Annotated in this window: 9 protein-coding genes; 5 read left to right on the top strand and 4 right to left on the bottom strand. The window is 70.4% G+C overall.

The genetic code is table 11. The features are described 5' to 3' along the window. Positions 1-382: alpha/beta fold hydrolase (locus tag G3I40_RS44955; protein ID WP_164560547.1), on the bottom strand; the 382-nt coding region annotated here is incomplete at its 3' end. Between the two features lie 153 nt (positions 383-535). Here G3I40_RS44955 and G3I40_RS44950 point away from each other — a divergent pair. From G3I40_RS44950 to G3I40_RS44940, 3 genes are all read left to right on the top strand, one after another. Next, positions 536-4,849, top strand: a complete 4,314-nt coding sequence (locus G3I40_RS44950; RefSeq protein ID WP_164560546.1) for a discoidin domain-containing protein — start codon at positions 536-538, stop codon at positions 4,847-4,849. Positions 4,850-5,013: 164 nt separating this feature from the next. Beyond that, entirely contained in the window at positions 5,014-6,048 is a 1,035-nt protein-coding gene (locus G3I40_RS44945) for an aldo/keto reductase (RefSeq protein WP_164560545.1), read from the top strand. Between the two features lie 63 nt (positions 6,049-6,111). Beyond that, complete coding sequence (locus G3I40_RS44940; protein ID WP_164560544.1) at positions 6,112-6,873, top strand: Clp protease N-terminal domain-containing protein; 762 nt, start codon at positions 6,112-6,114, stop codon at positions 6,871-6,873. Between the two features lie 22 nt (positions 6,874-6,895). On the opposite strand, the gene G3I40_RS44935 is transcribed toward G3I40_RS44940, so the two are convergent. Further along, on the bottom strand, positions 6,896-7,819 hold the full coding sequence (locus G3I40_RS44935) for a cation transporter (RefSeq protein WP_164560543.1): 924 nt from the start codon (positions 7,817-7,819) through the stop codon (positions 6,896-6,898). A gap of 132 nt (positions 7,820-7,951) precedes the next feature. Between G3I40_RS44935 and pgm the strand changes: the two genes are divergently transcribed. Further along, complete coding sequence (pgm, locus tag G3I40_RS44930) at positions 7,952-9,577, top strand: phosphoglucomutase (alpha-D-glucose-1,6-bisphosphate-dependent) (protein WP_164560542.1); 1,626 nt, start codon at positions 7,952-7,954, stop codon at positions 9,575-9,577. Here pgm and G3I40_RS44925 read toward each other — a convergent pair. Further along, positions 9,570-10,259, bottom strand: a complete 690-nt coding sequence (locus G3I40_RS44925; RefSeq protein ID WP_164560541.1) for a phosphonatase-like hydrolase — start codon at positions 10,257-10,259, stop codon at positions 9,570-9,572. The genes pgm and G3I40_RS44925 overlap by 8 nt on opposite strands. Before the next feature lie 9 nt (positions 10,260-10,268). After that, entirely contained in the window at positions 10,269-11,048 is a 780-nt protein-coding gene (locus G3I40_RS44920) for a GntR family transcriptional regulator (protein ID WP_164560540.1), read from the bottom strand. Between the two features lie 127 nt (positions 11,049-11,175). On the opposite strand from G3I40_RS44920, the gene G3I40_RS44915 reads away from it, so the two are divergent. Continuing rightward, the coding region (locus G3I40_RS44915; RefSeq protein WP_239092320.1) for an FAD-dependent oxidoreductase at positions 11,176-11,611 on the top strand (436 nt) is incomplete at its 3' end.

Here is an 11,611-nt window from a genome sequence, read left to right as displayed (position 1 = left end):
CGCCGTGCGGGGCGCCGGGGGACGTGCAGCCGAGGACGAGGCGGTCCACGCGCGGGGCGTGGTCGGCGGCGAGCCACTGGGCGACGCGGCCACCCATGGAGGTGCCGTAGACGTGCGCGCGGTCGATGCCCGCGTGGTCGAGGACGGCGACGACGTCGCGGGCGAAGTTCTGCGTGCTGTACGTGTCCGTGTCGGGCCGGTCGCTCCCGCCGGTGCCGCGCCAGTCGAGGACGACGGTCGCGAAGGCCGCGGCGAAGCGGTCCAGCACCGGCTCCCACCAGCGGCGGCTGTTCGCCTGACCGGCGAGGAGCACCAACGGGGCGCCGCTGCCGCGGAGTTCGTAGTGGAGCGCGGCACCGTCGGCCGCCTGTGCGTGGGGCATGGCCGAGATTCTCCCCCATCGCAACTACCTCTGTTCAAACGGTGGACTCCACGACACCTCTCTGCAATTCTCCAACAACTCAACGCAAGAACCTGATGTCGCTCCTTGAGATCGCTCGCTTCACTGCACGCTCGGTGCAGGGACAGGGGAAGCATGATCAGACAGCCATTGCTCAGATCCGGAGGGCGGGGCAGGAGACGCGGCCTCGCTGTCGTGATCCTCTCGCTCGCCCTCGCGTTCCTGGGCCTGCCCTCGCCCGCGGCGCAGGCCGCGGGCGGACCGAACCTCGCGGCGGGCGCCGCGGCGAAGGCGAGCAGCAGCAATCCGGGGTACGGCGCGGCGAACGTGACGGACGGCAACTCCTCGACGTACTGGGAGAGTTCGGGCTCCGACCTGCCGCAGTGGGTGCAGGTCGACCTCGGCTCGACGGCCCGGGTCGACGAGGTCGTGCTGCGCCTGCCGGGCTCGTGGGAGAGCCGGAACCAGACCCTTTCCGTACAGGGCAGCGCGGACGGCACCTCGTTCGACACCCTGAAGGCGTCGGCCTCGTACGCCTTCGCGCCCGGCTCGGCGAACACGGTCACCGTGTCGTTCGCGGCGGCGCAGACCCGGTACGTGCGCGTCTCGGTGAGCGCCAACTCAGGTTGGCAAGCGGCCCAGTTGTCGGAACTGGAGGTGCACGGCACCGGCGAGTCCTCGGTGAACCTCGCCCGCGGCAAGACCTTCACGGCGAGCTCCACCACGCAGACGTACGCCGCGGCGAACGCCGGTGACGGCGACGTGGCCAGCTACTGGGAGTCGAAGGGCGACGCGCTGCCGCAGTGGGTCCAGGTGGACCTGGGCGCGTCGGTCCGGGTGAACCGGATCGTGCTGCGCCTGCCGCCCGGCTGGGAGACCCGGACGCAGACGCTGACGGTGCAGGGCAGCACGAACGGCTCCGCCTTCAGCGATCTGGTGGCCTCGAAGGCGTACGAGTTCACCGCCGCGGGCGGGCAGGCGCAGACCCTGACGTTCGACACGGTGACGACGCGGTACGTACGCGTGCTCGCCACCGCCAACACCCGTCAAGCGGCCGGCCAGCTGTCCGAGTTGGAGGTCTACGGGCCGACGACGGGTGACACCCAGGCGCCGGGCGCGCCCAGTTCCCTCGCCTACATCGAACCGGCCACCGGTCAGATCAAGCTGACCTGGAAGGCCGCGACGGACAATGTCGCGGTCACCGGCTACGACATCTACGCGAACGGCACGCTGCGCGCGTCGGTCGACGGCAACACGCTCACCTACACCGACTCCCAGCCGGCCTCGGCGACGCTCACCTACTTCGTGCGCGCCAAGGACGCGGCCGGGAACCAGTCGGCGAACTCCAACTCGGTGACGCGCAAGGGCGATACGGGCGACACCCAGGCCCCGACGGCGCCCGGCAACCTCGCCTTCACCGAGGCGACCAAGGGCCAGATCAAACTCACCTGGCAGGCGTCGACCGACAACGTGAAGGTCACGGCGTACGACATCTACGCGAACGGCAGCCTGATCAAGTCCGTCGCCGGTGACGTGACGACGTACACCGACACGCAGCCCGCCTCGGCGACGGTGACGTACACGGTGCGCGCGAAGGACGCGGCGGGCAACCAGTCCACGAACTCCAACTCCACGACGCGCAACGGCTCGACGCCCGTCGCGGCGAACCTGGCCGTGGGCAAGCCGGTCACGGCCTCGTCCTCGACGTTCACGTACGTCGCCGAGAACGCGGTCGACGACGACACCAGCACGTACTGGGAGGGCGGCGGGGGCAGCTACCCCCAGACGCTGACCGTGAAGCTGGGCTCGAACGCGGACGTCTCCTCGCTCGTCCTGAAGCTGAACCCGGATGCCGCGTGGTCGACCCGCACCCAGAAGATCGAGGTGCAGGGCCGTGAGCAGAAGGCCTCGGGCTTCACGACGCTGGTCGCCGCGAAGGACTACACGTTCAACCCGGCGAGCGGGGCGAACAGCGTGAGCGTGCCGGTCACCGCGCGCGTGGCGGACGTCCGGCTCGTGTTCACCGCCAACTCCGGCGCTCCCGCAGGCCAGTTGGCGGAGTTCCAGGTGCTGGGCGAGCCCGCGTCGAACCCCGACCTGCAGGTCACGGGCATCACCTCGCAGCCCGCCTCTCCGGTGGAGTCCGACAGGATCACCCTGTCGGCGACGGTGCGCAACGCGGGCACGGAGGCGGCCGAGGCGACCGACCTCGACTTCAAGCTCGGCTCGGACAAGGCCGGCTCCGCCTCCGTGGGTGCGCTCGCCGCCGGGGCGACGGCGACCGTCAGCGCGGACATCGGGACGCGCGACGCGGGCACGTACCAGGTCGGCGCGGTGGTCGACCCCGCCAACAAGGTCATCGAACGCGACGAGGGCAACAACGCCTACACGAGCACGACGAACCTCGTCGTCAAGCCGGTGACGAGCGCGGACCTGGTGGCCTCGACCTCCTGGTCGCCGAGCGCGCCCGGCGAGGGTGACACGGTCACCTTCTCGGCCTCCCTCAAGAACCAGGGGAACCAGGCGAGTTCGGCGAGCGGCCACGGCGTCACGCTGACCGTCTCCGACGCCGGCGGCACGGTCGTCAAGACGCTCACGGGCTCCTACGACGGGGCGATCGCGGCCGGTGACACGACCGCGCCGGTCAAGCTCGGCACGTGGACGGCGGGCAAGGGCAAGTTCACGGTGAAGACCGTGCTCGCCGCCGACGCGAACGAGCTGCCCGTCAAGCGCGACAACAACACCGCCTCCCAGCCGCTGTTCGTGGGACGCGGCGCGAGCATGCCGTACGACATGTACGAGGCGGAGGACGGTGCGGTCGGCGGCGGCGCGAAGGTCCTCGGGCCCAACCGCACGGTCGGCGACCTCGCGGGCGAGGCCTCGGGCCGCAAGGCCGTCAGCCTCGACAGCACCGGCAGCTACGTCGAGTTCACCACCAAGGCGCCGACGAACACCCTCGTCACCCGCTTCTCGATCCCGGACGCCGCGGGCGGCGGCGGCAAGAACTCCACGCTGAACGTCTACGTCGACGGCAAGTACCTCAAGGCCATCGACCTGACGTCCAAGTACGCCTGGCTGTACGGCAACGAGACCGGGCCCGGCAACGCGCCGAGCGCGGGCACCCAGCGGCACATCTACGACGAGGCGAACCTGCTGCTCGGACAGACCGTGCCGCAGGGCAGCAAGATCCGGCTGCAGAAGGACGCCGCGAACGACACCACGTACGCGATCGACTTCGTGAGCCTGGAGCAGGCGACCGCGCTGCCCAACCCGGACCCGGCTACCTACACCGTCCCCACCGGGTTCTCGCAGCAGGCCGTGCAGGACGCCCTCGACAAGGTGCGGATGGACACGACGGGCAAGCTCGTCGGTGTGTACCTGCCGGCCGGTGACTACGAGACGTCGAACAAGTTCCAGGTGTACGGCAAGGCCGTGCAGGTCGTCGGCGCCGGGCCGTGGTTCACACGGTTCCACACGCCGTCGTCGCAGGAGAACACGGATGCGGGCTTCCGCGCGGAGGCCAGTGCGAACGGCTCCTCGTTCGCGCACTTCTCCTTCTTCGGGAACTACACGTCCCGCATCGACGGTCCGGGCAAGGTCTTCGACTTCTCGAACGTCGCGGACATCACCATCGACGACATCTGGAACGAGCACACGGTGTGCCTGTACTGGGGCGCCAACACCGACCGGATCACCGTCAAGAACTCCCGGATCCGGGACACGTTCGCCGATGGCGTCAACATGACGAACGGCTCGACGGACAACCACGTCGTGAACAACGAGTCCCGGGCGACGGGCGACGACAGCTTCGCCCTGTTCTCGGCGATCGACGCGGGCGGCGCGGACGAGAAGAACAACGTGTTCGAGAACCTGACGTCGCTGCTGACGTGGCGGGCGGCGGGCATCGCCGTGTACGGCGGGTACGACAACACGTTCCGCAACATCCTCGTCGCGGACACGCTCGTCTACTCCGGAGTCACCATCAGCTCGCTGGACTTCGGGTACCCGATGAACGGGTTCGGCACCGGCCCGACCGCGCTGGAGAACACCTCGATCATCAGATCCGGCGGCCATTTCTGGGGCGGCCAGACGTTCCCGGGGATCTGGATGTTCTCGGCGTCGAAGGTGTTCCAGGGCATCCGCGTCAACGACGTCGACATCGTCGACCCGACGTACAGCGGGATCATGTTCCAGACCAACTACGTAGGAGGACAGCCGCAGTTCCCGATCAAGGACACGATCCTGACGGACGTGACGATCTCCGGTGCCCACAAGAGCGGCGACGCGTACGACGCGAAGTCCGGCTTCGGCCTGTGGGCGAACGAGATGCCGGAAGCGGGACAGGGTCCGGCGGTCGGTGAAGTGACCTTCCACAACCTGAAGTTGAGCGACAACGCGGTGGACGTCCGCAACACGACCTCCACCTTCAAGATCAACCTTCTGCCGTAGCGCGAAGCGGCACAGCAGTCGGGGTGGCCGGGCGAGCACATCGCCCGGCCACCCTTTTGCTTCTCACGAGCCTCCTAAAGGAACCAAGGTTCCATTACTGAGCCCTCCCCTGCTACAGTCGCGGCACGCACTAACGGAACCGCAGAACTATTAAGGGGATCGACATGGAGTACCGACAGTTGGGGACGTCCGGCCTGAAGGTCCCCGCGCTCAGCTTCGGCGCCGGCACGTTCGGCGGACGCGGCCCCCTCTTCTCCGCCTGGGGCGACTCCGGCATCGACGAGGCGCGGCGGATGGTCGACCTCAGCCTGGACGCCGGGGTCACCCTCTTCGACACCGCCGACGTCTACTCGGACGGGGCCTCGGAGGAGGTGCTCGGCGCGGCACTCAAGGGCCGCCGCGACCGGGCACTGATCTCCACGAAGGCCGCCCTGCCGACGGGCGAGGGGCCCCAGGACGCCGGAGTCTCGCGCTCCCGCCTGATCCGATCCGTCGAGGCGGCCCTGCGCCGCCTCGACACCGACTACATCGACCTGTTCCAGCTGCACGCCTACGATGCGGGCACACCGGTGGAAGAGGTGCTGTCCACGCTCGACGACCTGGTCAAGGCGGGCAAGATCCGCTACACCGGCGTCTCCAACTACGCGGGCTGGCAGCTGATGAAGGGGCTCTTGGAGGCGGAGAAGCACGGGCGGCCGCGGTTCGCGGCACACCAGGTGTACTACTCGCTCGTCGGCCGCGACTACGAGTGGGAACTGATGCCGCTCGGCCAGGACCAGGGCGTGGGCGCCGTGGTGTGGAGCCCGCTGGGCTGGGGCCGGCTCACCGGGAGGATCCGGCGCGGGCAGCCGCTGCCGGAGAACAGCCGACTGCACCGGACGGCACAGTTCGGGCCGCCGATCGAGGACGAGCTGCTGTACCGGGGGGTCGACGCGCTCGACGAGGTCGCCGAGGAGACCGGCAGGGCGATCCCGCAGATCGCCATCAACTGGCTGCTGCGCCGCCCGACCGTCTCGTCCGTGCTCATCGGCGCCCGCAACGAGGAGCAGTTGAAGCAGAACCTGGGCGCCGTCGGCTGGGAGCTCACCCCCGAGCAGGTCGCGAAGCTGGACGCGGCGAGCGAGGTCAAGGTGCCCTATCCCTACTACCCGTACCGCACCCAGGACGGCTTCCGGCAGCTGAATCCGCCGACCGTCTGACAGCCCGCACCGGGGTGTCAACTCATGGTTGACACCCCTCGACTGTCAACCTAGGGTTGCCTCATGACGCAGCCGCAGAGCACGAACCCCTCCGTCCGCCTCGACGACCTCATCGAAGCCATCAAGAAGACCCACTCCGAAGCGCTCGACCAGCTGCAGGACGCCGTGATCGCGGCGGACCACCTCGGCGACGTCGCCGACCACCTGATCGGCCACTTCGTCGACCAGGCCCGCCGCTCCGGCGCCTCCTGGACCGACATCGGCAAGAGCATGGGCGTCACCCGGCAGGCGGCACAGAAGCGCTTCGTGCCCAAGAGCGAGGGCCCGACGGACCCGAGCCAGGACTTCAACCGGTACACCCAGGGCTTCAGCCGGTACACGGTGCGCGCCCGCAACGTGGTGGTGGCCGCGCAGAACGAGGCCCGCGCCGCCGCCAACGCCACGATCACCCCCGCCCATCTCACCCTGGGACTGCTGCACGAGCCGGAGGCGCTGGCCGCCAAGGCGATCCTCGCGCAGGACGTCCTGCTCGACACCGTCCGGCAGGCGGCGACGGCGGCCCTGCCGCCCGTGTCCGAGGACATGCCGGCCCTGGTGCCGTTCGACGCCGAGGCGAAGAAGGCGCTGGAGCTGACGTTCCGCGAGGCGCTGCGCCTGGGGCACAACTACATCGGCACCGAGCACATCCTGCTCGCGCTCCTGGAGCACGAGAACGGGGCCGGGCTGTTCGCCGGACTGGGGATCGACAAGGCGGCCGCCGAGGCGCACATCGCGGCGCAGGTCGCCGAGATCCTCCGGGCACGCGAGGAGGCCGGGGAGTCCTGAACTCCCTTCACCGCAACGGGGTTCACCCCGTCGGAAGCGGTGCGCGCGGCAGATCGGGTTCCAGGTAGATGACCCGGGCGATCGGCACCGCCGCGCGCACCCGCTCCTCCGCCGCGTCGATCGCGGCGGCCACCTGTGCCACGGTGAGGTCGCCGCGCACGGCGATCTTCGCGGCCACGAGCAGTTCCTCCGGGCCCAAATGGAGCGTGCGCATGTGCACCAGGGCCGTGACGGTACCGGCGTCCACCAGGGCCGCCTCGATGCGGGCCAGGTCCTCGGGCCCCGCGGCCTCGCCCAGCAGCAGCGACTTGGTCTCCGTGGCGAGCACGAGCGCGATGGCGACGAGCAGGACGCCGATGCACAGCGTGCCGACGCCGTCCCAGATCCCGTTCCCGGTGCCCAGGGCGAGGCCGACGCCGATCAGCGCGAGCACGAGACCGATCATCGCGCCGACGTCCTCCAGCAGCACGACCGGCAGCTCGGGCGCCTTCGCGTGCCGGACGAAGTCCCGCCACGACTTCCCGCCCCGCACCGCGTTCGACTCGACCACCGCGGTGCGCAGCGAGAAGGACTCCACCACGATGCCGAACACCAGCACGCCGACCGGCCAGTACCAGTGACTGATGGCGTGCGGGTGGCGGATCTTCTCGTAGCCCTCGTACAGCGCGAACATGCCGCCCAGCGAGAACAGCACGATCGAGACGAGGAACGCGTAGATGTAGCGGGTGCGGCCGTAGCCGAAGGGGTGCTGGGGCGTCGCCTCGCGGCGGGAGCGCTTGCCGCCGAGCAGCAGCAGTCCCTGGTTGCCGGAGTCGGCCAGCGAGTGGACGCTCTCGGCGAGCATCGACGAGGAACCGCTGAAGAGGTACGCGACGAACTTCGCCACCGCGATCGCCAGGTTGGCGGCCAAGGCCGCCACGATCGCCTTCGTGCTACCGGAAGCCATGCCTCAGGCTAGGCGGGGGCGCGCCGTGGGGCGAGCGGAGCGGAGGTGGCGCCCGTGCGGTGCGGCCCGCCCCGTACGGGCGAGGCGGACGGCAGCCCGTTCCGCGCCGTCGGCAGATGGGACACTTCCTGCATGACTGACCGCTCAGGAACCCCCGCCCGGCCGGACGACCTCGTCGACCTCGACGCGCTGATCGACGCCTATTACACCCGGGTGCCGGACGTCGCGCGCCCCGAGCAGCGCGTCGTCTTCGGTACGAGTGGCCATCGCGGCTCCAGCCTCGACGGCGCCTTCAACGAGAAGCACATCGCCGCCATCACGCAGGCCATCGTCGAGCACCGCACGGCCGAGGGCATCACGGGACCGCTGTTCATCGGGCCCGACACCCATGCCCTGTCCAAGCCCGCACTCCGGACCGCCCTCGGTGTACTGGCGGCCCACGGTGTCCGCGTCATGGCCGACGCGCACGACGGGTTCGTGCCGACGCCCGCCCTCAGCCACGCGATCCTGCGCTGGAACCGTGACGGGCAGCAGGCCGACCGCGCCGACGGCATCGTCATCACGCCGAGCCACAACCCGCCGCGCGACGGCGGCTTCAAGTACAACCCGCCGCACGGCGGCCCCGCCGACTCGACGACGACGTCGTGGATCGCTCAGCGCGCCAACGAGCTCCTGGAGGACGCGAGTTGGGTGCCGCGCACGGTCGAGAACCCCTCGCCCGAGGCCTACGACTTCTGTGAGCGCTACGTCGAGGACCTCGCGGACATCGTCGACGTGGAGGCCATCCGGGCCTCGGGCGTACGCATCGGCGCCGATCCGCTGGGCGGCGCGAGCGTGCACTACTGGGCGCGGATCGCCGAGAAGTACGGGCTGGACCTGACCGTGGTGAACCCCGTCGTCGATCCGGCGTGGAGCTTCATGACGCTGGACTGGGACGGGAAGATCCGCATGGACCCCTCGTCGGCGCCGGCCATGGCGTCCGTGCTCGCGCGCCGCCACGACTACGACCTGCTGACCGGGAACGACGCGGACGCCGACCGACACGGCATCGTCACGCCGGACGCGGGTCTGATGAACCCGAACCACTATCTGGCCGTCTGCATCCACTACTTGTTCTCCCACCGCCCGCAGTGGTCGGCGTCTGCCGCGGTCGGCAAGACGCTGGTCTCCAGCGCGGTCATCGACAGGATCGCCGCCTCGCTCGGCCGGGAACTGGTGGAGGTCCCGGTCGGGTTCAAGTGGTTCGTGCCCGGCCTGGTCGACGGCTCGGTGGCGTTCGGCGGCGAGGAGAGCGCCGGGGCGAGCTTCGTGCGCAAGGACGGCAGCGTGTGGACCACCGACAAGGACGGCATCCTGCTGGCGCTGCTCGCCGCCGAGATCACCGCGGTGACCGGGAAGACGCCGTCGGTGTACTACGCCGAACTCGCCGCCGAGCACGGGGCGTCGGGCGCGGCGTACGCACGGATCGACGCGAAGGCGACGAAGGAGCAGAAGGCGCGCCTCGCGCGGCTCACGGGCGACGCGATCACCGCGGACACCCTCGCCGGGGAGCCGATCACCGCCCGGCTGAGCGAGGCTCCGGGCAACGGGGCGGCGATCGGCGGGGTGAAGGTGACCACCGAGAACGCGTGGTTCGCGGCGCGGCCCAGCGGGACGGAGGACGTGTACAAGATCTACGCCGAGTCGTTCCGCGGGGCCGAGCACCTCGCGCAGGTGCAGAGCGAGGCGCAGGCGATCGTGGACGCCGCGCTCAGCTGACGCCGCGGGTCTCCGGGAGGCCGGGGACGTCCGCGACGCCGTCCAGCACGTGGGTGTGCGGGTGGGCTTCGAGCTGCTCACGGGTCAACTGGCCCGTGAGCACGCCGACGACGACGCCCGCGCCCGCGTTCGTGCCGGCCTCCAGGTCGACGATCGTGTCGCCCGCGACGAGCACCTTGCGCACGTCGACGACGCCGCACTTCTCCATCGCCCGGTGGATCATGTACGGGGCGGGCCGGCCGCGCGGCACCTCGTCGGACGTGACGACGGCGTCGAGGTTGCCGCCCTCCGCGGTGGACCAGCCGAGCGAGGCGAGCAGCGGCAGCGCCACGTCGTCGCTGAAACCGGTCGTGAGGGCGATCTTGATGCCGCGGGCACGCAGCGTCTCCAGTGCCTTGTCGGCGTGGGCTATCGGCTGCGGCGGCACGTCCTCGTAGCGCTGCTTCAGATACGTACGGAAGACGCCGTACTGGCGCTCGACGAGCTGCGCGTCGGGACTGCCGCCGCCGATGCGCACGAGCGCGGCGATCGCCTCACGCTTGTCGGTGCCCATCCAGGTCTGCAGATCGGATGGGGCGACGGCGACTCCGGTCGACTCGACGGCGTGCCGCAGTGCCTCGTACACGGCGCCGTGTTCCTCGATCGTCGTGCCTGCCATGTCGAAGACGGCGAGTTCGATCACTGGTGTTCCTTAGGGGGTGGGTCGGATGGATGCACTGTCGGAGCGGTCGCGACCGGCGACGGTGCGGCCCCCGACGGTGTTCTCGATGGTGAAGGTGGCCATGGACGGCAGGTAGCGGTCGTCCGCGTACTCGACGGGCGTGCCGTCGCCGGTGTACGCCAACCGCCGCACGCGCAGCAGCGGTTGGCCCGGTGCCGTCTTCAGCAGACCGGCGTCGTCGGCGTCGGCGGCGATGGCGTCGATGGTGTGGCGCGCGTGGTGCAGATCGACGCCGCGGGAGGTGAGCGCCTCGTAGACGGAGCCCCCGTCGGGGTCGACCGCGAACAGATGGGCACCCACGTCGAGGACGAACGTGGAGCGCTCTACCATCGCGGGCACCCCGTCGAGGTGCCGCAGCCGTACGAGGTCGACGACGGGGGCGCCCTCGTCGAGGCCGAGGCGGGCCGCGACGTCGGCTCCGGCGCGCCGCCGGGCGACCTCGACCGTGTGCTGGCCGGGGGTCCGTCCGATGGAGTGCGCCCACTGCGTGAACGACATCAGCGAGGCGAACGGCTGGGACGGGGTGCCCCGCCGGGCGACGGGGGGTCTGCCCCGGCCGCCGACGAGGTGTCCTTCCGTGCGCAACTGCGCGAGTGCTTGGCGCACCGGCCCGCGCGACGTGCCGAACTCCTCGCAGAGCTGCGCCTCGCTCGGTACGGGCAGCCCCTCGGGCCACTCCCCCGTCTCGATGCGCCGCCGGAACTCCGCGCCGAGCCGCCGGTGCAGCGGCCCGTCCTCACTTGTCTTCACAACTTGAGTCTCGCAGCCCGCTACGGTCCAGGGCAAGATCCGCCAAGGCGCCCATCTGGTAAACATCCGGGAAACTTGTATAGACAACACTTGCCGGAGCCGATCACGGCTCCGCAGGCTGGAGGGCATGAGCCTGACTACCGCACCTTCTGCCCCTCCCGCCCCCGTCGCCCTGCCCCGTGAGCGCGCCGACCTCGTCGTGGTCGGCGCGGGCATCGTCGGCCTCGCGCACGCCGTCGAGGCGGTGCGGCGCGGACTGCGCGTCACGGTGGTCGAGCGGGACCGGCGGCCGGTGGGGGCGTCGGTACGCAACTTCGGACACTGCTGCATCACCGCGCAGCGCGGCGAACTGCTGGACCTCGCCACCCGCTCCCGCACCGGCTGGCTGGACGCCGCCGCCCGCGCCGGACTGTGGGCGCCGCAGGAGGGCGCGCTGGTGGTGGCCCGGTCGGCGACCGAACTGGCGGTCCTGGAGGAGCTGCGCGAGGAACGCGGCCAGGACGCCGTGCGGCTGCGCACCCGGGACGAGGTGGGCGACGCGCTCGGCAGGCCCGCGGACGAGC

The sequence above is a fragment of the Streptomyces sp. SID14478 genome (assembly GCF_010548525.1).
GTDB lineage: Bacteria > Actinomycetota > Actinomycetes > Streptomycetales > Streptomycetaceae > Streptomyces.
The sequence above is the reverse complement of the archived record's forward strand: the minus strand, read 5'-3'. Positions and strand labels throughout refer to the sequence as shown.